At 65.3% G+C, this 23,545-nt stretch carries 16 protein-coding genes; 11 read left to right on the top strand and 5 right to left on the bottom strand.

Annotated elements, in window-relative coordinates; genetic code table 11:
* Positions 1-43 precede the first annotated feature (43 nt).
* From AB4Y35_RS07525 to AB4Y35_RS07495, 7 genes are all read left to right on the top strand, one after another.
* Positions 44-514, top strand: coding sequence for a F0F1 ATP synthase subunit B (locus AB4Y35_RS07525; protein WP_133183351.1), 471 nt, complete (start codon positions 44-46; stop codon positions 512-514).
* A 2-nt stretch (positions 515-516) separates the two neighbouring features.
* Positions 517-1,056, top strand: coding sequence for a F0F1 ATP synthase subunit delta (locus tag AB4Y35_RS07520; RefSeq protein ID WP_158758934.1), 540 nt, complete (start codon positions 517-519; stop codon positions 1,054-1,056).
* A 67-nt stretch (positions 1,057-1,123) separates the two neighbouring features.
* Positions 1,124-2,665, top strand: a complete 1,542-nt coding sequence (gene atpA / locus AB4Y35_RS07515) for a F0F1 ATP synthase subunit alpha (RefSeq protein WP_069264448.1) — start codon at positions 1,124-1,126, stop codon at positions 2,663-2,665.
* An 85-nt stretch (positions 2,666-2,750) separates the two neighbouring features.
* Positions 2,751-3,632 (top strand): F0F1 ATP synthase subunit gamma, encoded by an 882-nt coding sequence (gene atpG, locus AB4Y35_RS07510; RefSeq protein WP_028203312.1) that lies wholly within the window; start codon positions 2,751-2,753, stop codon positions 3,630-3,632.
* Between the two features lie 87 nt (positions 3,633-3,719).
* Positions 3,720-5,114, top strand: a complete 1,395-nt coding sequence (gene atpD / locus AB4Y35_RS07505; RefSeq protein ID WP_321922700.1) for a F0F1 ATP synthase subunit beta — start codon at positions 3,720-3,722, stop codon at positions 5,112-5,114.
* 79 nt (positions 5,115-5,193) lie between these two features.
* Positions 5,194-5,619, top strand: coding sequence for a F0F1 ATP synthase subunit epsilon (locus tag AB4Y35_RS07500; RefSeq protein ID WP_028203314.1), 426 nt, complete (start codon positions 5,194-5,196; stop codon positions 5,617-5,619).
* A gap of 332 nt (positions 5,620-5,951) precedes the next feature.
* The gene (locus AB4Y35_RS07495) at positions 5,952-7,712 is read left to right on the top strand and encodes an AMP-binding protein (protein ID WP_368703973.1); all 1,761 of its coding nucleotides are present in this window, start codon (positions 5,952-5,954) and stop codon (positions 7,710-7,712) included.
* Between the two features lie 743 nt (positions 7,713-8,455).
* Here the strand turns inward: AB4Y35_RS07495 and AB4Y35_RS07490 are convergent.
* The gene (locus tag AB4Y35_RS07490) at positions 8,456-9,268 is read right to left on the bottom strand and encodes a transporter substrate-binding domain-containing protein (protein ID WP_368695045.1); all 813 of its coding nucleotides are present in this window, start codon (positions 9,266-9,268) and stop codon (positions 8,456-8,458) included.
* A gap of 225 nt (positions 9,269-9,493) precedes the next feature.
* Between AB4Y35_RS07490 and hemE the strand changes: the two genes are divergently transcribed.
* Positions 9,494-10,585, top strand: a complete 1,092-nt coding sequence (gene hemE, locus AB4Y35_RS07485; RefSeq protein WP_368703972.1) for a uroporphyrinogen decarboxylase — start codon at positions 9,494-9,496, stop codon at positions 10,583-10,585.
* 417 nt (positions 10,586-11,002) lie between these two features.
* On the top strand, positions 11,003-13,258 hold the full coding sequence (locus tag AB4Y35_RS07480; RefSeq protein ID WP_368703971.1) for a primosomal protein N': 2,256 nt from the start codon (positions 11,003-11,005) through the stop codon (positions 13,256-13,258).
* A gap of 72 nt (positions 13,259-13,330) precedes the next feature.
* On the opposite strand, the gene AB4Y35_RS07475 is transcribed toward AB4Y35_RS07480, so the two are convergent.
* Positions 13,331-13,480, bottom strand: coding sequence for a hypothetical protein (locus AB4Y35_RS07475; RefSeq protein WP_165979378.1), 150 nt, complete (start codon positions 13,478-13,480; stop codon positions 13,331-13,333).
* Between the two features lie 290 nt (positions 13,481-13,770).
* Here AB4Y35_RS07475 and putA point away from each other — a divergent pair, with 290 nt between their 5' ends.
* Together putA and AB4Y35_RS07465 are read left to right on the top strand one after the other, a co-directional pair.
* Positions 13,771-17,718, top strand: coding sequence for a trifunctional transcriptional regulator/proline dehydrogenase/L-glutamate gamma-semialdehyde dehydrogenase (putA, locus tag AB4Y35_RS07470; RefSeq protein WP_368703970.1), 3,948 nt, complete (start codon positions 13,771-13,773; stop codon positions 17,716-17,718).
* 97 nt (positions 17,719-17,815) lie between these two features.
* Positions 17,816-18,964 (top strand): branched-chain amino acid ABC transporter substrate-binding protein, encoded by a 1,149-nt coding sequence (locus tag AB4Y35_RS07465; RefSeq protein WP_368703969.1) that lies wholly within the window; start codon positions 17,816-17,818, stop codon positions 18,962-18,964.
* Positions 18,965-19,075: 111 nt separating this feature from the next.
* Here the strand turns inward: AB4Y35_RS07465 and AB4Y35_RS07460 are convergent, their stop codons facing one another.
* The 3 genes from AB4Y35_RS07460 to AB4Y35_RS07450 all read right to left on the bottom strand — a co-directional run bounded on the left by AB4Y35_RS07460 (position 19,076) and on the right by AB4Y35_RS07450 (position 23,538).
* A complete protein-coding gene (locus AB4Y35_RS07460; protein WP_368703968.1) occupies positions 19,076-20,794 on the bottom strand; it encodes a thiamine pyrophosphate-binding protein in 1,719 nt (572 codons plus the stop codon).
* 74 nt (positions 20,795-20,868) lie between these two features.
* Complete coding sequence (locus AB4Y35_RS07455) at positions 20,869-22,257, bottom strand: L-serine ammonia-lyase (protein ID WP_368703967.1); 1,389 nt, start codon at positions 22,255-22,257, stop codon at positions 20,869-20,871.
* A 96-nt stretch (positions 22,258-22,353) separates the two neighbouring features.
* Entirely contained in the window at positions 22,354-23,538 is a 1,185-nt protein-coding gene (locus tag AB4Y35_RS07450; protein WP_368703966.1) for an alginate lyase family protein, read from the bottom strand.
* Between the last annotated feature and the right edge of the window lie 7 nt (positions 23,539-23,545).

Here is a 23,545-nt window from a genome sequence, read left to right as displayed (position 1 = left end):
TGCCGTTTCAATTCCCCGGAATAGCAACGATGAAGGAAACACCGTGAATCTCAACGCAACCCTGTTTGCGCAAATGGTCGTGTTCCTGATCCTCGCGTGGTTCACGATGAAGTTCGTGTGGCCGCCGTTGATCAACGCCCTCGACGAGCGCTCGAAGAAGATCGCAGACGGCCTCGCCGCTGCGGAAAAGGGCAAGGCGGAACTCGAAGCGGCGCACAAGCGCGTCGGTGAAGAGCTCGCTACTGCCCGTAACGAGGGTCAAAGCCGTATCGCCGACGCTGAAAAGCGCGCGCTGGCCGTCGCAGAAGAAATCAAGGCCCAGGCACACGCCGAAGCGGCACGCATCATCGCCCAGGCGAAGGCCGACGCCGACCAGCAGGTCGTCAAGGCACGCGAAGCACTGCGTTCCGAAGTCGCCGCCCTCGCCGTGCAAGGCGCCGAGCAGATCCTGAAGCGCGAAGTCGATCAGTCGGCCCACGCCGAACTGCTGAATCAACTGAAAGCCGAGCTCTGATCATGGCCGAACTTGCAACCATCGCCCGCCCGTACGCAGAAGCATTGTTTGGCGTGGCCGAAGCTGGTGACACCGCTGCCTGGTCCACGCTCGTTTCGGAGCTGGCACAGGTTGCGGCCTTGCCCGAGGTGCAGTCGGTCGCGACGAGCCCCAAGGTGAGCCATGCCCAGGTCGTCGAGCTGCTGCTCGCCGCGGTGAAGTCGCCGGTCAAGGAATCGGCCGAGGTGAAGAACCTCGTGCAGATGCTGATCGAGAATCATCGCCTGGCACTGCTGCCGGAAATCCAGACGCAGTTCGAAGCGCTCAAGAATGCCAAGGCAGGCGCTGCTGACGCAGTGATCGTCAGCGCGTTCCCGCTCGAAGGCGCCCAGTTGAACGACCTCGTCGCCAGCCTCGAACGCAAGTTCAAATGCAAGCTGAAGCCGACCGTCGAGATCGACAACTCGCTGATCGGCGGCGTGCGCGTCACGGTCGGCGACGAAGTGCTCGATACCTCGGTCCGCGCGCGGCTCGCCAGCATGCAGGCGGCGTTGACCGCCTGAGCGCCCCGATTACAAATATCGGGCGCGGCGGCTGGCACGCAACAGAATTGAACATCAGGAGCGAATAATGCAACTCAATCCCTCTGAGATCAGCGAGCTGATCAAGAGCCGGATCCAGGGCCTTGAAGCGAGCGCAGACGTTCGCAATCAGGGCACCGTGATCTCCGTGACCGACGGTATCGTGCGTATCCACGGCCTGTCGGACGTGATGCAGGGCGAAATGCTCGAATTCCCGGGCAACACCTTCGGCCTCGCGCTGAACCTCGAGCGTGACTCGGTCGGTGCCGTGATTCTGGGTGAGTACGAGCACATCTCGGAAGGCGACATCGTCAAGACGACGGGCCGCATTCTCGAAGTGCCGGTTGGCCCCGAACTGATCGGCCGCGTGGTCGACCCGCTCGGCAACCCGATCGACGGCAAGGGCCCGGTCAACGCCAAGATGACCGACGCGATCGAAAAGATCGCTCCGGGCGTGATCTGGCGTGAAGGCGTGTCGCAGCCGGTGCAAACGGGTCTGAAGTCGATCGACTCGATGGTGCCGATCGGCCGTGGCCAGCGTGAGCTGATCATCGGCGACCGTCAGTGCGGCAAGACCGCGGTGGCCGTCGACACGATCATCAACCAGAAGGGCAAGGACCTCATCTGTATCTACGTCGCCATCGGTCAGAAGGCTTCGTCGATCCAGAACGTGCTGCGCAAGCTCGAAGAAACGGGCGCGATCGAATACACGATCGTCGTCGCCGCTTCGGCTTCGGAATCGGCCGCGCTGCAGTACCTCGCGCCGTACGCCGGCTGCACGATGGGCGAATACTTCCGCGACCGCGGTCAAGACGCCCTGATCATTTATGACGACTTGACCAAGCAAGCCTGGGCATACCGTCAGATCTCGCTGCTGCTGCGCCGCCCGCCGGGCCGTGAAGCTTACCCCGGCGACGTGTTCTATCTGCACTCGCGTCTGCTCGAGCGCGCCGCGCGCGTGTCGGCCGACTACGTCGAGAAGTTCACGAACGGCGAAGTGAAGGGCAAGACGGGTTCGCTCACCGCACTGCCGATCATCGAAACGCAAGCCGGCGACGTGACCGCATTCGTTCCGACGAACGTGATCTCGATTACCGACGGCCAGATCTTCCTGGAAACCGACCTCTTCAACGCAGGCATCCGCCCGGCAATCAACGCCGGCGTTTCGGTGTCGCGTGTGGGTGGTGCGGCTCAAACGAAGGTCGTGAAGAAGCTGTCGGGCGGTATCCGTACCGACCTCGCGCAGTACCGTGAACTGGCTGCATTCGCCCAGTTCGCATCGGACCTCGACGAAGCGACCCGCAAGCAGCTCGAGCGCGGCCGCCGCGTGACGGAACTGCTCAAGCAGCCGCAGTATCAGCCGCTGCAAGTGTGGGAACTGGCTGTTGCGCTGTTCTCGGCGAACAACGGCTACCTCGACGACATCGACGTCAAGGACGTCCTGCCGTTCGAAAAGGGCCTGCGCGAATACCTGAAGTCGAAGCACGCTGACCTCGTCGCGCGCATCGAGGACAAGAAGGACCTGTCGAAGGACGACGAGAACGCGCTCCACGCGGCTCTCAAGGACTTCAAGAAGTCCGGCGCATATTGATCCGTCCCGGAATCAAACACGATAAACGGACTGGGACCCGAGTCAGCGCGAAAGCGCTAACCCGGGTCGACAAAGGAGCAAAGCAATGGCTGGAATGAAGGAAATTCGCGGCAAGATCAAGAGCGTGCAAAACACGCGCAAGATCACCAAGGCGATGGAAATGGTCGCGGCGTCGAAAATGCGCCGTGCCCAGGAGCGCATGCGCGCCGCCCGCCCGTATGCCGACAAGGTCCGCGACATCGCTGCGCACATGAGCCGTGCGAACCCCGAGTACCGCCACCCGTTCATGGTGGAAAACACCGGTGCGAAGGTCGCAGGCGTGATTCTCGTCACGACCGACAAGGGTCTGTGCGGCGGGATGAACACCAACGTGCTGCGCGCGACGCTGCAGAAGTTCAAGGATCTGGAAGCATCCGGCACGTCGATCGAAGCAACTGCGATCGGCAGCAAGGGCCTCGGTTTCCTGAACCGTCTGCGCGCGAAGGTCGTCTCGAACGTTGTCCAACTCGGCGACACGCCGCACCTCGAAAAGTTGATCGGCGCGATCAAGGTGCAGCTCGACCAGTACTCGGAAGGCAAGCTTTCCGCCGTGTACCTCGCGTACACGCGCTTCGTCAACACGATGAAGCAGGAGCCTGTGATCGAGCAACTGCTGCCGCTGTCGGCCGAGCGTCTCGAAGCGAACGACGACGGCACGACGCCGAAGTCGGCGTGGGACTACATCTACGAGCCGGACGCGCAAACCGTCGTGGACGAACTGCTGGTGCGCTATGTCGAAGCCCTGGTCTATCAGGCCGTGGCGGAAAACATGGCTTCGGAGCAGTCGGCCCGTATGGTGGCGATGAAGGCGGCGTCGGACAACGCGAAGACGGTCATCAACGAACTGCAGCTCTCGTACAACAAGAGCCGCCAGGCCGCGATTACGAAGGAACTTTCGGAAATCGTCGGCGGCGCAGCAGCCGTTTGATCAAGCGACAAGCGCGAACCGATTGCGAAACCGCGCCGGTGTATGCCGGTGAGCGAGTGAAGAATTCAGGTATCTAAAGGAAAATCGATGAGTACAACTGCTTTGGTAGAAGGCAAGATCGTACAGTGCATCGGCGCGGTGATCGACGTGGAATTCCCGCGCGAGAGCATGCCGAAGATCTACGACGCGCTGATTCTCGAAGGGTCGGAACTGACCCTGGAAGTGCAGCAGCAGCTGGGCGACGGCGTTGTCCGCACCATCTGTCTGGGTTCGGCTGACGGCCTGCGCCGCGGCACCGTGGTCAAGAACACGGGCAACCCCATCCGCGTGCCGGTCGGCAAGCCGACCCTCGGCCGCATCATGGACGTGCTCGGCCGTCCGATTGACGAAGCCGGCCCGATCGTGAGCGAAACGACGCGCTCGATCCACCAGAAGGCTCCGGCGTTCGACGAGCTGTCGCCGTCGGCGGAACTGCTCGAAACCGGCATCAAGGTTATCGACCTGATCTGCCCGTTCGCAAAGGGCGGCAAGGTCGGTCTGTTTGGTGGTGCTGGCGTGGGCAAGACCGTCAACATGATGGAGCTCATCAACAACATCGCCAAGGAACACGGTGGTTTCTCCGTGTTCGCCGGCGTGGGCGAGCGTACCCGTGAGGGCAACGACTTCTACCACGAAATGAAGGACTCGAACGTTCTCGACAAGGTCGCGCTGGTGTACGGCCAGATGAACGAGCCGCCGGGCAACCGTCTGCGCGTCGCGCTGACCGGTCTGACGATGGCCGAGCACTTCCGTGACGAAGGCCTCGACGTGCTGTTCTTCGTCGACAACATCTACCGTTTCACGCTGGCTGGCACGGAAGTGTCGGCACTGCTCGGCCGTATGCCGTCGGCAGTGGGCTATCAGCCGACGCTGGCTGAAGAAATGGGCAAGCTGCAAGAGCGCATCACGTCGACCAAGAAGGGCTCGATTACGTCGGTTCAGGCCGTGTACGTCCCTGCGGACGACTTGACCGACCCGTCGCCGGCTACGACCTTCGGCCACCTGGACGCAACCGTCGTGCTGTCGCGTGACATCGCCTCGCTGGGTATCTACCCGGCAGTCGACCCGCTCGACTCGACCTCGCGCCAGATCGACCCGAACGTGATCGGTGAAGAGCACTACTCGATCACGCGCGGCGTGCAGCAGACGCTGCAGCGCTACAAGGAACTGCGCGACATCATCGCGATTCTGGGCATGGACGAACTGTCGCCGGAAGACAAGCTGACCGTGGCCCGCGCTCGCAAGATCCAGCGTTTCCTGTCGCAGCCGTTCCACGTCGCGGAAGTCTTCACGGGCTCGCCGGGCAAGTACGTGCCGCTGAAGGAAACGATCCGCGGCTTCAAGATGATCGTCGGCGGCGAATGCGATCACCTGCCGGAGCAGGCGTTCTACATGGTCGGCACGATCGACGAAGCCTTCGAAAAGGCCAAGAAGATCCAGTAAGGGTTAGTTGCCGAAGTGCGGATAGGTCACGCGACTTGTCCGCCACAGCAGCCAATTGATCCCCAAGGAGTCGACACATATGGCAGCAACCATCAAGGTAGACGTCGTCAGCGCCGAAGAGAGCATCTTCGACGGCCAGGCGAAGTTCGTCGCGCTTCCGGGCGAGGCGGGCGAGCTGGGCATTCTGCCGGGCCACACGCCGCTCATCACGCGTATTCGTCCGGGTGCAGTGCGCATCGTGGCCGAAGACGGCGGTGAAGAGTTCGTGTTCGTCGCCGGCGGCATTCTCGAAGTGCAGCCGGGCGCCGTCACGGTGCTCGCCGACACCGCGATCCGCGGCAAGGATCTCGACGAGGCGAAGGCCACGGAAGCGCGCAAGCGCGCTGAAGAGACGCTGCAGAACGCGGGCTCGAACCTCGAGTACGCGACCGCCCAGGCCGAGCTGGCCTACGCGGTCGCGCAGCTCGCGGCGATCCAGCGCCTGCGCAAGATGAACCAGCACTAATTGGTTCTCGTACGCGCGCCCTCGTGGCGCCGCGTTCGAAGCGAAAAGGGCTCCCCAAGCTGGGAGCCCTTTTTGCATTTTGGCGCCGGTGAGCGGGCACGGCCCAATGGCAACGCGATGAAAAACGCGGCATAAATGCCGTGAGCCACGGAGGTCGACAAAAACGCTCTGGCATACTTGACGTTTACGGAAAGGTAATGCCAAATCATGCGTTCGCAGCCGGCCCAGACCCTGCGGGTAAGACTTGATGCCGCCCCCGGGAAAGCCGGTGGCACAATAGTTTTCAAATTCATTTCAAACGCGGGAGTGACGCTCCCCAGGAGACAGCCATCATGGCAATCGACGCAGCAGGCGCGCGCGCCGCGCCCGGTCTACATGAGCCGCTCATCGCGCCGAAAGACGGCCTTTCCTACGTGCGAGGCACGACCGACGTGCCGCTCAGCGACGCGACCCTCGGCACGTTCCTGCAGGAGACCGCGACCCGCTTTCCCGAGCGGCCTGCCGTGGTGTTCCGCGAGCAGGGCATCCGCTGGAACTGGCGCGAGTTCGCCGCCGAAGTCGACGTGCTCGCCGCCGGTTTCGCCGAGCTGGGCATCGTCAAGGGCGACCGCGTCGGCATCTGGTCGCCCAATCGCGTCGAATGGCTGCTCACCCAGTTTGCGACCGCGCGGATCGGCGCGGTGCTCGTCAACATCAATCCCGCTTACCGCCTCGCCGAACTCGAATACGCGCTGAACAAGGTCGCTTGCAAGGCGATCGTCTCGGCCGAGAGCTTCAAGACCTCGAAGTATCTGGAGATGCTGCAGACGCTCGCGCCCGAGCTTGCGAGCGCCACGCCCGGCCAGTTGCAGGCCGCGCGCCTGCCCGAACTGCGCGCGGTCGTGCGCATGTGCGACACGGCCACGCCCGGCATGCTCTGCTTCAGCGAACTCGTGGAGATGGGCCGCGAGCGCATCGCGCGCGACGGCACGGCGTGGCTCGACGCCATCAACGCGACGCTATCGCCCGACGAAGCCATCAACATCCAGTTCACGAGCGGCACGACCGGCAATCCGAAGGGCGCCACGCTCACGCACCGCAACGTGCTCAACAACGGGCGTTTCATCGCCCAGGCGATGCGCCTCACGGAAGAAGACTCGCTCTGCATTCCGGTGCCGCTCTATCACTGCTTCGGCATGGTGCTCGCGGTGCTCGCGTGCGTCTCGGTGGGCGCGAACATGGTGTTCCCCGGCGAGGCGTTCGATCCGCGTGCGACGCTCGAAGCGGTTTCGGAGGAGGGCTGCACGGCATTGCACGGCGTGCCCACGATGTTCATCGCGGAGCTCGATCATCCGGAGTTCGCACGCTTCGATCTTTCGAAGCTGCGCACGGGCATCATGGCGGGCTCGCCGTGCCCGATCGAGACGATGAAGCGCGTGGTCTCGAAGATGCATCTCGCCGAAATCACGATCGCGTACGGCATGACGGAAACGAGCCCGGTGTCGTTCCAGAGTTCGACCACCGATCCGCTCGACAAGCGCACGACCACGGTGGGCCGCATTCAGCCGCATCTCGAAGTGAAGATCGTCGACGCGCTCGGCAACACCGTGCCGGTGGGCGAAACGGGCGAGCTGTGCACGAAGGGCTATTCGGTGATGCAGGGCTACTGGGGCGACGCGGAGAAGACGGCCGAGTCGATCGTCGATGGCTGGATGCACACGGGCGATCTCGCGACGATCGACGCCGAAGGCTACTGCAACATCGTCGGCCGCCTCAAGGACATGCTGATCCGCGGCGGCGAGAACATCTATCCGCGAGAGATCGAAGAGTTTCTGTTCCGCCACCCGAAGGTGCAGTCCGCGCAGGTGTTCGGCGTGCCCGATGCGAAGTACGGCGAGGAAGTGTGCGCGTGGATCGTGCTGCGTCCGGGCGAAGCGGCAACGGCCGAGGAGATCCAGGCGTTCTGCCAGGGGCAGATTGCGCACTACAAGATCCCGAAGTACATCCGCTTCGTCGACGAACTGCCGATGACCGTGACAGGCAAGGTGCAGAAGTTCGTGATGCGCGCGCGCATGATCGATGAACTCAAGATCAGCGAGCAGAAGACGGCTTGATATGAGGTTCGATGCAATGCCGCGGCGGACGATTCACGGCGCCGCTGCGGCATTGCAGAACGCGCAAAAATAGTCGGGAAACCGAACGATTATCTGACGCTGGAGGGAGTGGGTGCAGAGCGATGCCTGTTGAATAACGAAACGTACAGGCGAAAAAAAAGCGGGCCTGGAGCCCGCTAAAAACCACACGCTACGGGGTTAGCGCGAGGAGACCAAAGGAGGAGCCGGGTCATGAAACGTCTTCGACGCCGGTCACGGCTCCAACAAGGATGCCCCTCGAGAGGGCTTCGGCGTAGGGCCGACCGGCTGGTGCTTTGTGTCCGCTCACACTGGCACCGTGCCACATCCGTGTTGAAACCGTTGAAGGCATTGTGGGCGAATTAAGATAGGTTCGCGGTAACAAAGTGTTTCAGGTTGTAACGCCCGTCAGATAAGGCTCTGCGGCTCTTTTTGCCATCCTGAGCGTTTTGCGGAAGTCATTTTTACCGCTATTTTTCGAGGCTGTTTGACAGCCTTGACGGCAACCCGCGCGCGAGGATTCGAATTGCATGAAGGAAGGCCCACGGCATGGGCCTTTTACGCACGAGGCGTACGTTACAGAATTACCGGCTGCGCACATGCGCAATGCGTCGGCATTGCGCTCGTGCGTGAAATGCAAACTTTGCGCGCCACGTGTGACCCCATCTTCTGCAACTCATCGTAGCAATTCGAAGGGCCATAACAATGCGGCGCGATTCAACACCTCACTTCAGCCACTTGTCGGAGATTGCCTGATATTCGCCGCTCGCGCGCGCAAGGTGCAGCCACTGATCGACATACTGCTGGAACACCACGTCGCCGCGCGGCACCATCCACGCTTTCTCGCCGTATTGAAACGGCTTGTCGGGATGCACCGAGCACAGCCCCGGGTTGAGCTTCTGCTGCAGCATGGTCTCGGAGGCGTCGGTCACCATCACGTCGGCCTTGCCCGCGAGAATCTGTTTGAAGATCGTCACGTTGTCCGGATACATGATGAGATTCGCATTCGGCAGGAACTGCTTCGCGAAGCGCTCGTTGGTTCCGCCCGGATTCATGATCACGCGCACCGAAGGCTGGTTGATCTGCGCAACGGTCTGGTACTTCTTGACGTCTTCACAGCGCACGATCGGCGTCTTGCCGTCGACCTGATAGGCCTCGGTAAAGAACGCGCGCTTCTGGCGCTCGAGCGTCGTGGAGACGCCGCCCACCGCAACGTCGCACTTCGCGAGGAAGTCGTTCATGAGGTTCGACCACGACGTCTTCACGAACTCGGCCTTCACGCCCAGCGACTTCGCCAGCGACTGGGTCATGTCGATGTCGATGCCCTCGAACGTGCCGTCCTGTCGGTAGAACGAGTAGGGCTTGTAGTCGCCGGTCGTGCAGGCGCGCAGCGTGCCGCGCGCGATGATTTCGTCGAGGCGCGAAGGGGCGGTGGCGGTCTGCGCACCGTTGGCGGGGGTACCGGCGGACTGGTTCGTGGCGCACGCGCTCAGCAAAGCGGCGCTAACGATCGTCAGGCCGAGGGCGGCTTTTTTCATCGTGTCTCCAGATCTGGTTTTGATTGATGTAATGTTTTGGAAAGCCGTCTGATGATAGTCCTCGCGTACGCGGCCGTTAAGCGCGGACTTACCTGGGTAGGCAGGACCTATACTTCAGTGGCATTGCGCTTTCTGATCCCGCCCATCAGGGGCATGACGCGGCGGCCGCTCCGGTAAAATGGCCGCTTGCTTCCGAACCTTGGCGCGACTTCGCGCATCCAGCACGTGGCCCACACTCTCCTGAACGACACCTTCCTGCGCGCGCTGCTGCGCCAGCCGACCGAGTACACGCCGATCTGGCTGATGCGCCAGGCAGGCCGCTATCTGCCGGAGTACAACGCCACGCGCAGCCGCGCGGGCAGCTTCCTCGGCCTCGCGAAGAATCCCGATTACGCGACCGAGGTCACGCTGCAACCGCTCGAGCGCTATCCGCTCGACGCCGCGATCCTGTTCTCCGACATCCTCACGATTCCGGACGCGATGGGCCTCGGCCTTTCGTTCCAGGCGGGTGAAGGGCCGAAGTTCGCGCACCCCGTGCGCACCGAAGAAGACGTGGCGCGACTCGCCGTGCCCGATATCGGCGCGACGCTCGGCTACGTGACCGACGCCGTGCGCGAAATTCGCCGCGCGCTCACCAATGCAGAAGGGCGCCAGCGCGTGCCGCTGATCGGCTTCTCGGGCAGCCCATGGACGCTCGCCTGCTACATGGTCGAGGGCGGCGGCTCGGACGACTTCCGCACGGTGAAGTCGATGCTGTACGCCCGCCCGGACCTCATGCAGCGCATTCTCGAAGTCAACGCGCAGGCGGTGGCGGCTTACCTGAACGCGCAGATCGAAGCCGGCGCGCAGGCCGTGATGATCTTCGACACCTGGGGCGGCGCACTCGCGGACGGCGCGTATCAGCGCTTCTCGCTCGCGTACATCGCGCAGGTCGTGGCGCAGCTCAAGCGCGAGCACGACGGCGAGCGCGTGCCCGTGATCACGTTCACGAAGGGCGGCGGCCTCTGGCTCGACGAAATTGCCGATACGGGGGTGGACGCCGTTGGGCTCGACTGGACCGTCAACCTCGGCCGCGCGCGCGAGCGCGTGGGCGAGCGCGTGGCGCTGCAGGGCAATCTCGATCCCACGGTGCTGTTCGCTTCGCCCGCCGCGATTCGCGAGCAGGCGCGCGCGGTACTGGACAGCTTTGGCGCGCACCCGGGCCACGTGTTCAACCTCGGTCACGGCATCTCGCAGTTCACGCCGCCCGAAAGCGTGGCCGAACTCGTGGACGAAGTGCATCGTCACAGCCGCGCGATTCGCGCGAACGGTGCGTGACGTTTTTGGTGCGTCGCAGCAAGCTGGGCTCCGGGCGTCAGGGTATGACCGGGCCCAAGAGGCCATCCAGACGCCATCGCGGTCCTGTCAAGACTTGACTTATACACACTTGGCTCGTTGCGGCGCGCAAGAGGGAAAGGTTGTCGCAGGCGCCCGTTCAGGTCTGGGGAGAATCAATCAGACCCTTGACAGACAAGGCTTTCGGCGCTCCACGGCGCTGTGTGCGGTATCCCACATAACGACGACACGCGGGAGCGCCGCGGCGGCGCCCGGCAAGTTCTCAACAAAGTTATCCACAGGCGCAGATTCGGGGGCGCGATTGTTCTGCGGAATCCAAAACTTAGCGCGAAATCTCAAGTATCACTTTAGGTTTGTGTGTCTGTGCGCTGGCGTACGGAACTTCCCTGGGAGCGAGGCATGACAGGGCAGTACGTGCGCGTGGCGCTGGACCATCCACTGGATGCGCTCTACGACTATCGCTATGGCCTCGACAGCGCCCCCGCGCCCGGCATGCTCGTGCGCGTGCCGTTCGGGCGTCGCGACGTGGTCGGCCTGATCTGCGAAGTGACCACTCACAGCGACGTGCCCGCGAACAAGCTCCGTGACGTGAGCGCGGTGTGTGCCGCCTGTCCGCCGCTTTCGGCGCAATGGCTCGCGCTGGCCGGCTTCGCCGCCGACTACTACCAGCGGGGCTTGGGCGAAGTCGCCTTGCCGGCGCTGCCGCAGGCGTTGCGCGATCCGTCGCGCTGGACGCGCCTGCTCGCCCCCGAGGAGCGCTACCGTCTGTCGCCGCAAGGGCGCGCCGCGCTGCCCGACGCCTTGCCGGCGCGCGCCCAGGCGCTGCGCCGTCTCGCGCAGGCGCTGGCCGACGCCGGCGAACTCGACGCCGCCGCGGCCCGCGCGCTGCATCCCAAGGCGATCGCGACGCTCGAAGCCTGGTGCGAAGCCGGCTGGGTCGAGCACGAATCCATCGAATTCGGCGCGGCCGCAAGCGTGGCCCACAGCGCCGCGGCGACGGCCGCCGTGGCGGAAGTCCCGCGCCTGAGCGACGAGCAGGCCGACGCCGTGGAAGCCATCGGCGCGGCGAGCGGCTTCGCGCCCTTCCTGTTGCACGGCGTGACGGGCAGCGGCAAGACCGAGGTCTATCTGCGTGCGCTCGCGGCGCTGCTCGAGCGCGACCCGGGCGCCCAGGCGCTCGTGCTGGTTCCTGAAATCAATCTCACGCCGCAGTTCGAGGCGGCTTTTCGGACGCGCTTCGCGGCCACGCTCGCCGACGAGGCCATCGTCACGCTTCACAGCGGCCTCGCGGAAGGCGAGCGCGCCCGCAACTGGCTCGCGGCGCACACGGGCCGCGCGCGCATCGTGCTCGGCACGCGGCTCGCGGTGCTGGCTTCGCTGCCGCGTCTCGCGATGCTCGTGGTCGACGAGGAGCACGACCCCGCCTACAAGCAGCAGGAAGGGCTGCGCTACTCGGCGCGCGACCTCGCGGTATGGCGCGCGAAGCAGCTGGGTGTGCCGGTCGTGCTGGGCTCGGCCACGCCGTCGCTCGAAAGCTGGTGGCAGGCCGAGCAGGGCCGCTACACACGCCTCACGCTCTCGCGCCGAGCGATTGCCGATGCGGTGCTGCCGACGGTCAAGCTGATCGATCTCGAAGAGGAGCGCCGGCGGGGCCGCGCGTCGTTCGAAGGGCTCTCCGGGCCTTTGGTCGCGGCGATGAAGGCGCGCCTCGAGCGCGGCGAGCAGAGCCTCGTGTTTCTCAACCGTCGCGGTTACGCGCCCACGCTCGCGTGCGACGCCTGCGGCTGGGTGGCGGGCTGTCCGCGCTGCAGCGCGTACGTCGTGCTGCACAAGCCCGAGCGCGCGCTGCGCTGCCATCACTGCGGCTGGGAATCGCGCATTCCGCATTCGTGCCCCGAGTGCGGCAACGTCGACATCGCGCCGATGGGGCGCGGCACGCAGCGCATCGAGGAGGCGCTCGCGAGCGCGGTGCCGGGCGCGCGGGTGCTGCGCATCGACGCCGACAGCACGCGCCGCAAGGGCAGCGCGCAGGCGCTTTTCTCCGACGTGCACGCGGGCGAAGTCGACATCCTCGTGGGCACGCAGATGATCGCGAAGGGGCACGACTTCCAGCGCGTGTCGCTCGTTGGCGTGCTGAACGCCGACAATGCGCTCTTTTCACACGATTTCCGGGCGAGCGAGCGCCTGTTCGCGCAGCTGATGCAGGTGAGCGGGCGGGCGGGGCGCGCCGGCCTGGCCGGCGAAGTGCTCGTGCAGACGCGCTATCCGCGCCATGCGCTCTATCACGCGCTGGCGCGCCAGGACTATGTGGGGTTTGCGAATACGCAGGTCGCGGAGCGGCGCGACGCGCACCTGCCGCCGTTCGTCTATCAGGCGCTATTGCGCGCCGAAGGGCGCACGCTCGAGGCGGCGCTGGCGTTTCTCGCCCAGGCCGCAGAGGCGCTCACGGCGATTCCGGGCGCCGAGCGTGTCATGGCCTACGACGCGGTGCCGCTCACCATCGTGAAGGTGATGAACGTGCATCGCGCGCAACTGCTCGTGGAAAGCCAGTCGCGTGCCGCGCTGCAGGCCACGCTGCGCGCATGGCAACCCGCGCTGCGCGCCTTGCGCGGCGTGCTGCGCTGGAACCTCGAAGTCGATCCGCTCGACATCTAGCCGCGGACAGCAGCCGGCATGGCCCCGTTACCGCAGCAGCGGGGCCACCGGCATCAACTTCCCGTTTCTTCCTTACTGGCCGACGGTATCGGCCACTTCCCTGCGCGCCGCGCGCTTCAAGCTCATGCGGCGTTCATCCGGCGCCGTCGCGCCGCGCATGAACAGCACGGCACACATGGCGCACATCGTCCAGATCCCTGCGATTACCAGCAGCTTTTCCATTTTTCGGTCCCTACGCTCTTTCTTGTGATCAACAACCCCCGCTCTGTTTGTATAACGGCACGGCCGCGGAATCGATTAGGGTTGTCCAGCGTGTTGCTGGGCCAGGGAAAATACCGAGCGCAACCCGCGCGGCCCGGTGGACGGCCATCGGCCGCAAACCCAGGCTGCACAAGGCCTCAACCGTGGTGCAACCATTTTGAGAGAGTGGTTGCACCTTTTTATTTGTAGGGTTACGATTCGCCAACTTTTTGGTCACCGCCGGTGCGGGTCTGCCGGCATACGAAGGAAACATGGCTAGCACCACACTTGGCGTCAAAGTCGACGATCTCCTCCGCTCCCGTCTCAAGGACGCCGCCACGCGGCTCGAGCGCACGCCGCACTGGCTCATCAAGCAAGCCATCTTTGCCTATCTCGAGAAAATCGAGCACGGCCAGCTGCCTCCCGAACTCAACGGTCATGTCGGTGCGACCGATCTCGCGGAAGGTGCTACCGCTGACGACGACGAAGCCGCGTCGCACCCGTTCCTCGAATTTGCGCAAAACGTGCAACCGCAGTCGGTGTTGCGCGCGGCCATCACGGCTGCGTACCGCCGTCCGGAGCCGGAGTGCGTGCCGTTCCTGATCGGCGAAGCGCGCCTGCCGGCCAACCTCACGGGCGAGGTGACGAAGCTCGCCACGAAGCTCGTCGAAACGCTGCGCGCGAAGGGCACCGGCGGCGGCGTGGAAGGCCTGATCCACGAGTTTTCGCTGTCCAGCCAGGAAGGCGTGGCGCTGATGTGCCTCGCCGAAGCGCTGCTGCGCATTCCCGACCGCGCCACGCGCGACGCGCTGATCCGCGACAAGATCAGCAAGGGCGACTGGAAATCGCACGTCGGCCACGCGCCGTCGCTGTTCGTGAACGCCGCCACCTGGGGCCTCATGATCACCGGCAAGCTCGTCACGACGAACAGCGAAACCGGCCTGTCGTCGGCGCTCACGCGCATGATCGGCAAGGGCGGCGAGCCGCTGATCCGCAAGGGCGTGGACATGGCCATGCGCCTGATGGGCGAGCAGTTCGTCACGGGCGAGAACATCTCCGAAGCGCTGGCCAACAGCCGCAAGTTCGAAGCGCGCGGTTTCCGCTACTCGTACGACATGCTCGGCGAAGCCGCGACGACGGAGGCCGATGCGCAGCGCTACTACGCCTCGTACGAGCAGGCGATTCACGCCATCGGCAAGGCCGCGGGCGGCCGCGGCATCTACGAAGGTCCGGGCATCTCGATCAAGCTCTCCGCGCTGCACCCGCGTTACTCGCGCGCGCAGCAGGAACGCACCATGGGCGAGTTGCTGCCGCGCGTGCGCGCGCTCGCCGTGCTTGCTCGCCGCTATGACATCGGCCTCAATATCGACGCCGAAGAAGCCGACCGCCTCGAACTCTCGCTCGACCTGCTCGAAGCGCTGTGCTTCGACCCGGAACTCGCGGGCTGGAACGGCATCGGCTTCGTGGTGCAGGCGTACCAGAAGCGCTGCCCGTTCGTGATCGACTACATCGTCGATCTCGCGCGCCGCAGCCGTCACCGCATCATGGTGCGCCTCGTAAAGGGCGCGTACTGGGATACGGAAATCAAGCGCGCCCAGGTGGACGGCCTCGAAGGCTACCCGGTGTACACGCGCAAGATCTACACGGACGTCTCGTACCTCGCCTGCGCGAAGAAGCTGCTCGGCGCGCCGGATGCCGTGTATCCGCAGTTCGCCACCCACAACGCGTACACGCTCTCGGCGATCTATCACCTCGCGGGCCAGAACTACTATCCCGGCCAGTACGAATTCCAGTGCCTGCACGGCATGGGCGAGCCGCTGTACGAAGAAGTCACGGGCCCGCTCTCGCAGGGCAAGCTCAACCGTCCGTGCCGCGTCTACGCGCCGGTCGGCACGCATGAAACGCTGCTCGCGTACCTCGTGCGGCGCCTGCTCGAAAACGGCGCGAACACCTCGTTCGTGAACCGCATCGCCGATGCCTCCGTGCCGGTCGCGGAGCTGGTCACGAACCCGATCGACGACGCCGCCAAGGTCGTGCCGCTCGGCGCACCGCACGCGAAGATTCCGCTGCCGCGCGAACTGTACGGCAGCGAGCGCTTCAATTCGATGGGCCTCGATCTGTCGAACGAGCATCGACTCGCGTCGCTGTCGTCGGCGCTGCTGGCGAGCGCGCATCATCCGTGGCGCGCCGCGCCGATGCTCGCCGACAGCGATATCGCCGATGGCGCCGCACGCGACGTGCGCAACCCCGCCGATCATCGCGATCTCGTCGGGACCGTGGTGGAAGCGACGAGCGAGCACGTGAGCGCCGCGCTCTCGCACGCCGTGGCCGCCGCGCCGATCTGGCAGGCCACGCCCGTCGAAGCGCGCGCCGATTGCCTCGCACGCGCCGCCGATCTGCTCGAAGCGCAAATGCATACGCTGATGGGCCTGATCGTGCGCGAAGCGGGCAAGTCGCTGCCGAACGCCGTGGCCGAAATCCGCGAAGCGATCGACTTCCTGCGCTACTACTCGACGCAGATCCGCGAAGAGTTCTCGAACGACACGCACCGTCCGCTCGGCCCCGTGGTGTGTATCAGCCCGTGGAACTTCCCGCTCGCGATCTTCATGGGCCAGGTGGCCGCCGCGCTCGCAGCCGGCAACACGGTGCTCGCGAAGCCCGCTGAGCAAACGCCGCTGATCGCCGCGCAAGCCGTGCGCATCCTGCGCGAAGCCGGCGTGCCGGCGGGCGCGGTGCAACTGCTGCCGGGCAACGGCGAAACCGTGGGTGCGGCGCTCGTCGCCGATCACCGCACGCGTGCCGTGATGTTCACGGGCTCGACCGAAGTCGCGCGCCTCATCAACAAGACGCTGTCCGAGCGTCTCGACTCCGAAGGCCGCCCGATTCCGCTGATCGCCGAAACCGGCGGCCAGAACGCGATGATCGTCGATTCGTCGGCGCTCGCGGAGCAGGTCGTGGCCGACGTGCTGCAAAGCGCATTCGACTCGGCCGGCCAGCGTTGTTCCGCGCTGCGCGTGCTGTGCCTGCAGGACGACGTGGCGGACCGCACGCTCGAAATGCTCACGGGCGCGATGAAGGAACTCGCGGTGGGCAACCCCGACCGCCTCTCGACCGACGTCGGTCCCGTGATCGACATCGACGCGAAGCGCGGCATCGATACGCACGTCGCCGGCATGCGCGAAAAGGGCCGCAAGGTCCAGCAGATGCCGACGCCCGACACCTGCGCGCAAGGCACCTTCGTGCCGCCCACGCTCGTCGAGCTCGACAGCCTCGACGAACTCAAGCGCGAAGTGTTCGGCCCGGTGCTGCACGTGGTGCGCTATCGCCGCAGCCAGCTCGACAAGCTGCTCGAGCAGATCCGCGCCACGGGCTACGGCCTCACGCTCGGCATTCACACGCGTATCGACGAAACGATCGCGCACGTGATCGGCCGCGCGCACGTGGGCAACATCTACGTGAACCGCAACGTGATCGGCGCGGTGGTGGGCGTGCAGCCGTTCGGCGGTGAAGGCCTGTCGGGCACGGGTCCGAAGGCAGGCGGCGCGCTGTATCTCTCGCGTCTGCTCGCGAAGCGTCCGGCCGGTTTGCCGAAGTCGCTCGCCGATGTGCTCGTCGTCGATGCGCCGCAAGGTGCCGAGGCCAACAACGGCGCGCCGCAATCGGCACAGGCCGCGCTCACGACGCTGCGCGACTGGCTCATCGCCGAGCGCGAGCCCGCGCTCGCGGCACGCTGCGACGGCTACCTCGAATACGTGCTCGCGGGCGCCACGGCAGTTCTGCCGGGCCCGACGGGCGAGCGCAACACCTATACGCTTTCGGCGCGCGGCACGGTGCTGTGCGTGCCCTCGACGGCCACGGGCGCTCGCGCGCAACTCGCCGTTGCGCTCGCAACGGGCAACCGCGCGCTGTTCCAGGGCGCGGCGGGCGAAGCGCTGGTGAGCGCACTGCCGGCGGCACTGAAGGCGCACGTAGCGATCAAGAAGACGGCCGACGCCGACTTCGATGCAGTCCTCTTCGAAGGCGACAGCGACGAGCTGCTCGCACTCGTGAAGGAAGTGGCCAAGCGTCCTGGCCCGATCGTCTCGGTGCAGGGCGTGGCAGCCCACGCGCTCGCCAACGGCGACGAAGATTACGCGCTCGAACGACTGCTCGCGGAACGTTCGGTCAGCGTAAATACGGCAGCAGCAGGCGGTAATGCAAATTTGATGACGATCGGTTAAGCACAAGCCATACTGTCGGTCGTCTCAAGACAAGGAAGCGGCAAGGCCCAATGAAATCCGAAGCCGCTCGTTTGATACCTGGTACCAAGGAGAAGCAATGCAACACACGATGAAGCAGCTGGCAGGCGCAACGCTTGTTGCCGCCCTGTCGCTGGCGGGGACTGCGCACGCACAACAAGCCGAAGAGGTGAAGATCGGTTTCGCCGGTCCGATGACGGGCGCGCAGGCGCACTACGGCAAGGACTTCCAGAACGGCATCACGCTCGCAGTCGAAGACATCAACGCGACGAAGCCCGTGATCGGCGGCAAGCCGGTTCACTTCGTGCTCGACGCGGCCGACGATCAGGCCGACCCGCGCACGGGCACGACGGTCGCGCAGAAGCTCGTCGACGACGGCATCAAGGGCATGCTCGGTCACTTCAACTCGGGCACGACGATCCCGGCTTCGCGCATCTACGCGAACGCAGGCATCCCGCAGATCGCCATGGCGACGGCGCCTGAGTACACGCAGCAAGGCTTCAAGACGACGTTCCGCATGATGACCTCGGACACGCAGCAGGGTTCGGTCGCAGGCACGTTCGCAGTGAAGAACCTCGGCATGAAGAAGATCGTCGTGATCGACGACCGCACGGCTTACGGCCAGGGTCTCGCCGACGAATTCTCGAAGGCTGCGAAAGCTGCCGGCGGCACCATCATCGACCGTGAATACACCAACGACAAGGCCGTCGACTTCAAGTCGGTCCTGACGAAGGCGAAGGCGATGGCCCCCGACCTGGTCTACTTCGGCGGCGCGGATTCGCAAGCGGCACCGATGGTCAAGCAGATGAAGTCGCTGGGCATCAAGGCCCCGCTGATGGGCGGCGAAATGGTTCACACGCCGACCTTCCTGCAGATCGCGGGTGACGCGGCGAACGGCACGGTGGCGTCGCTCGCCGGCCTGCCGCTCGACCAGATGCCCGGTGGCAAGGACTACGTCACGAAGTACAAGAAGCGCTTCGGCGAAGACGTGCAGACGTACTCGCCGTACGCCTACGACGGCGCGATGGCGATGTTCGACGCCATGAAGAAGGCCAACTCGACGGATCCGGCGAAGTACCTGCCGTTCCTCGCGAAGACCAGCATGCCGGCAGTCACCACGGCGGACCTCGCGTACGACACGCGCGGCGACCTGAAGAACGGTGGCATCACGCTGTACAAGGTTGTCGACGGCAAGTGGACGACGCTGCAAAGCGTGGGCGGCAAGTAAGCGTTTGACGTCGCACCGTAGTTGTTAAAAAGCCCCGCAGGTGTTGAGCCTGCGGGGCTTTTGTTTGTGCGCTCACCCTTAAAGGTGAGCTTGTTCAGGATTCCTTCTCAGTCATTCTCCGCGCATTTTCCTGCCCGCTTCGCGAATCTGTTCGAGCGTCGCCGCAGGCGTGCTCGCTTCCTTCGTCACGCGGATCTCGATCAGCGCGGGCTTGCCTGCCGTGAGCGCACGCTCCAGCGCGGGGGCGAATTGCGCCGTGGTCGTGACGACTTCGCCGTGCGCGCCGAACGACTGCGCAAACGCCGCGAAGTCGGGGTTCGTGAGCTGCGTGCCGTGCACGCGGTTCGGATAGTGGCGCTCCTGATGCATGCGGATCGTGCCGTAGTGCGCGTTGTTCACGACGATGAACACGACATTCAGGCCGTACTGCATCGCGGTGGCGAGCTCCGACGACGCCATCATGAAGCAGCCGTCGCCGGCGAGCGCGACCACGGTGCGCGAGGGGTATTGCGACTTCGCGGCGATTGCGGCGGGCACGCCGTAGCCCATCGCGCCGCTCGTGGGTGCGAGCTGCGAGCGGAAGTGGCGATACGCGAAATGGCGATGCAGCCACGTGGCGTAATTGCCCGCGCCGTTCGTGACGATCGCGTCGTCGGGCAGGCGTGCGCGCAATTGCTGCATGACTTCGCCGAGCTGCACGTCGCCGGGCATCGGCAGCGGCCTGCGCCATGCGTGCCACGCCTCGTGTGCTTCCGCGGCGCTGCCGGCCCACGCGGGTTGCGCGGGCGCCGGAAGCGCTGCGAGCAGCGCGGCGAATTCCGCGAGGCCCGAAACGATCGGCAGATCGGCTGCATAGACGCGGCCGAGTTCCTCCGCGCCCTGATGCACGTGAATGAGCGTTTGCTTCGTTTTGGGGATGTCGAAGAGCGTATAGCCGCCCGTCGTCGATTCGCCCAGGCGCGGACCGAGTGCGAGCAGCACGTCGGCTTCGCGGATGCGCTTGGCAAGCGCCGGATTCACGCCGAGGCCCACGTCGCCCGCATAGTTCGGGTGATCGTTGTTGAGCGTGTCCTGAAAGCGGAACGCGAGGCCGACCGGCAATTGCCAGTTCTCGACGAAGCGCTGGAAGTCCGCACAAGCCTGCGGGTTCCAGCCATGGCCGCCCGCGATCACGAACGGCTTCTTCGCGCCCGCGAGCAGCTCGCGCACGCGCTCCATCTGCGCAGCGGAAGGCGACGCCTGCACGCGCTGCGCGGGCGGCGCGATGGGCTGCGCTTCGGATGCGGGAATCGCGCCGCTCAGCATGTCTTCGGGCAGCGCGAGCACGACCGGACCCGGCCGTCCCGACATCGCGATATGGAACGCGTGGCTCAGGTATTCGGGCACGCGGCGCGCGTCGTCGATCTGCGCGACCCACTTTGCCATCTGGCCGAACATGCGTCGATAGTCGATTTCCTGGAACGCCTCGCGGTCCATCTGCTCGCGCGCCACCTGGCCGATCAGGAGGATCATCGGCGTGGAGTCCTGGAACGCCGTATGCACGCCAATCGAGGCATGCGTGGCGCCCGGCCCGCGTGTGACGAGTGCGACGCCGGGCCTGCCCGTGAGCTTGCCGATCGCTTCCGCCATGTTCGCCGCCGCCGCCTCGTGACGGCACACCACGGTTTCGATCTGCGCGGTTTCGTCGGACAACGAATCGAGCACCGCAAGATAGCTCTCGCCCGGCACGCAGAACACGCGCTCGACGCCATTGGCGACGAGCGCATCGACGACGAGGCGAGCTCCGGTGGTAGTGGCTTCGGTGGTAGCGGATGCGTTCGGCTGCTGCATGGCGGTCAAGTCTCCTTCAATCGTTACGTGATTACGTTCAGATGCTTCAGGCAAGGCGACAGCGCTTCAGCGAATCAGCACTCGACGATGTTCACCGCGAGGCCGCCGCGCGAGGTCTCCTTGTACTTCGTCTTCATGTCGGCGCCGGTTTCGCGCATCGTCTTGATCACGGAGTCGAGCGAGACGTAATGCGCGCCGTCGCCGCGCAGCGCCATGCGCGCCGCGTTCACGGCTTTCACCGAGGCCATGGCGTTGCGTTCGATGCAGGGAATCTGCACCATGCCGCCCACCGGGTCGCAGGTGAGACCGAGGTTGTGCTCCATGCCGATTTCGGCGGCGTTTTCCACCTGCAGCGGCGTGCCGCCCAGCACGGCGGCGAGCGCGCCCGCGGCCATCGAGCAGGCCACGCCCACTTCGCCCTGGCAGCCCACTTCGGCGCCCGAAATCGACGCGTTGAGCTTGTAGAGAATGCCGATGGCGGCCGCGGTGAGCAGGAAGTCGATCACGCCCTGTTCGTTCGCCCCCGGCGTAAAGCGCACGTAGTAGTGCAGCACGGCCGGGATGATGCCCGCTGCGCCGTTGGTCGGCGCGGTCACCACGCGCCCGCCCGCGGCGTTTTCCTCGTTCACGGCGATCGCGTACAGATTGATCCAGTCGATCATCGAGAGCGGGTCTTGCAGCGCGCGCTCGGGATTGCTGGTCAGCGCGCGATAAAGCTGCGACGCGCGGCGCTTCACGGCGAAGGGGCCGGGCAGCGTGCCGTCGGCGTCGGGATTGTTGATGCCGCAGCCGCGCGACACACACGACTGCATCACGTTCCAGATGTGCAGGAGACCTGAGCGGATCTGCTCGTCGCTATGCCAGACGCGCTCGTTTTCGAGCATCAGCTGCGCGATGCTCTTGCCCGTCGAGGCGCACAGCGCGAGCATCTCCGCGCCCGTGGTGAACGGATTCGGCAACTGCTGGGCGGCGGCGAGCACCTTCGTGTTCGGCGCGCCGGCCGTGACGACGAAGCCGCCGCCCACCGAGAGGTAGGTGCTTTCGCGCAGCGTATCGCCGTTCGCGTCGAGCGCGCGCAGCTTCATGCCGTTCGGGTGCTCGGGCAGCGCCTGGCGGTAGAACGCCACGTGCTCCTTCGGAACGAACGCAATGGGATGGCGGCCGAGCAGCGCGAGCTGGCGCGAGGTGCGCACGGCTTCGAGGCGCTCGCCGATGGTGTCGGGATCGACGGTGTCGGGCGCGTCGCCCATGAGGCCCAGCATGACGCCGCGGTCGGTGCCGTGGCCCTTGCCGGTGGCGCCGAGCGAGCCGTACAGCTCGACCTTGACGGCGGCGGTGCTCGCAAGCAGACCGTCGCGCTCGAGTCCTTCGGCGAACATCAGTGCCGCGCGCATCGGCCCGACCGTGTGTGAGCTGGAGGGCCCGATGCCGACTTTGAAGAGATCGAAGACGCTTACTGCCATGGGTACTGCTCCTGCTTGTCTGACGTTGGTTTGTGGGGATGCGGCGTGATTCGCGGCATCGTCATTTCCGTGCCGCCGCCGCAACCCGCGCGCGTTTTACCGCGCCGGCAACGGCAGACAGACGGCGAGCCACGCGGGCGGCGTGGGCGCGAGTTTCAGCGCGACTGGCGCAAAGCGGCCGTCGAGTCGCGCCGCGAGGTGAAACAGTTCGGCGGCGTTCTTCGGGTCCCACTGGCCGGTGTAGCCCGGCAGGCCCGCTTCGCGCCGCTTCGCGTCGAACGGTACGTTCGAATGCACGAATTCCTCGTGCGTTTTCTGGCCGAGCGCAAACGGCGTGAGCCAGTCGAGCGCGTTGGCGAGCGTCGTGCCGTTGGCCGCGCGTTCGGTCAGCCAGTTGCGGTTGTGGCGGCGCGCGGCGAGCGCGGCGGTCACGAGCGGCTGCAAATCGTAGGTCACGTAGTGCAGTGCGTCGCGCTCCGAGAAGTCGAGCGTCGAGCCGTCGGGCGCGACGTTGTCGCCGAGATGCTCCACGAAGAGCCGCTGCGCCGTCGCGATCATCTTCCGGTTGTCGAGCGTGAACGCGATCATCGCTATCAGTTTGACCCGATGACTCTGCCAGTTGTTCGCGAAATTTCCCTTGAGCGGGCGCGGCTGCGCGTCGATCTGCGCGATATAGCCGGTCGCGAAGCTGTTCAGGAACTGCATGGTCGCGTTGCGCGTTTTCACGGGCAGCGCGCTCGCGGTCATGTCGTAGGCGAGTATCAGCCCCTCGAAACGCGTTTCGTCGATGGGATTGAAGCTCGGCTTGTACGTGGTGACCCAGGCGAGCAGAAAGCGGTCCACGAGCTTCAGGAAGCGCTCGTCGCTCGTCGCGCGCCACGCGAGCGCGGCGTTGCGCATGAGGTCGAGCTCTTTCGCCGCCTCGACGCTCTGGTCGTAGATGCCCTCGTGCGGCAGCGTGCCCTCGGTGTGCAGGCGCGCCAGCGGACGCGGCGTGTCGTTCACGTGCGTCAGCACCTCGGCCACGAGCGCCTTCACGCCCGGGTCGGAGTTCGTGCGTTCGCTCGATTGCAGCGCGGGGGCCGCGCAGAAGTTCATGGCCGCATGGGCCGTGCCGGCGAAGGTGGCGCAGGCCAGCGCCAGCGCGGCGGCAAGGCGCTGCGGGCGGCGTTGCAGCGCACCGCGCGCGTGCCGGGTCTGCCGGACCGAATTCCGCGTTGCGGCATGCGGTAAGTCCCGCACCGAGTCCCGCAATGGAACCATTCGCACCTTCCGCGCCATGCGCGAC

Source organism: Paraburkholderia sp. EG286A, assembly GCF_040965375.1.
In the GTDB taxonomy this organism is placed as follows: domain Bacteria; phylum Pseudomonadota; class Gammaproteobacteria; order Burkholderiales; family Burkholderiaceae; genus Paraburkholderia.
The sequence above is the reverse complement of the archived record's forward strand: the minus strand, read 5'-3'. Positions and strand labels throughout refer to the sequence as shown.

What these genes read in the sequence shown, in the direction of transcription:
- AB4Y35_RS07460 (WP_368703968.1), bottom strand. Translation starts at nt 20,794, where the DNA reads ATGCAGCAGCCGAACGCATCCGCTACCACCGAAGCCACTACCACCGGA.
- AB4Y35_RS07475 (WP_165979378.1), bottom strand. Translation starts at nt 13,480, where the DNA reads ATGGAAAAGCTGCTGGTAATCGCAGGGATCTGGACGATGTGCGCCATG.
- AB4Y35_RS07520 (WP_158758934.1), top strand. Translation starts at nt 517, where the DNA reads ATGGCCGAACTTGCAACCATCGCCCGCCCGTACGCAGAAGCATTGTTT.
- atpG (WP_028203312.1), top strand. Translation starts at nt 2,751, where the DNA reads ATGGCTGGAATGAAGGAAATTCGCGGCAAGATCAAGAGCGTGCAAAAC.
- AB4Y35_RS07465 (WP_368703969.1), top strand. Translation starts at nt 17,816, where the DNA reads ATGCAACACACGATGAAGCAGCTGGCAGGCGCAACGCTTGTTGCCGCC.
- AB4Y35_RS07480 (WP_368703971.1), top strand. Translation starts at nt 11,003, where the DNA reads ATGACAGGGCAGTACGTGCGCGTGGCGCTGGACCATCCACTGGATGCG.
- AB4Y35_RS07490 (WP_368695045.1), bottom strand. Translation starts at nt 9,268, where the DNA reads ATGAAAAAAGCCGCCCTCGGCCTGACGATCGTTAGCGCCGCTTTGCTG.
- AB4Y35_RS07450 (WP_368703966.1), bottom strand. Translation starts at nt 23,538, where the DNA reads ATGGCGCGGAAGGTGCGAATGGTTCCATTGCGGGACTCGGTGCGGGAC.
- AB4Y35_RS07455 (WP_368703967.1), bottom strand. Translation starts at nt 22,257, where the DNA reads ATGGCAGTAAGCGTCTTCGATCTCTTCAAAGTCGGCATCGGGCCCTCC.
- atpA (WP_069264448.1), top strand. Translation starts at nt 1,124, where the DNA reads ATGCAACTCAATCCCTCTGAGATCAGCGAGCTGATCAAGAGCCGGATC.
- putA (WP_368703970.1), top strand. Translation starts at nt 13,771, where the DNA reads ATGGCTAGCACCACACTTGGCGTCAAAGTCGACGATCTCCTCCGCTCC.
- AB4Y35_RS07495 (WP_368703973.1), top strand. Translation starts at nt 5,952, where the DNA reads ATGGCAATCGACGCAGCAGGCGCGCGCGCCGCGCCCGGTCTACATGAG.
- AB4Y35_RS07500 (WP_028203314.1), top strand. Translation starts at nt 5,194, where the DNA reads ATGGCAGCAACCATCAAGGTAGACGTCGTCAGCGCCGAAGAGAGCATC.
- atpD (WP_321922700.1), top strand. Translation starts at nt 3,720, where the DNA reads ATGAGTACAACTGCTTTGGTAGAAGGCAAGATCGTACAGTGCATCGGC.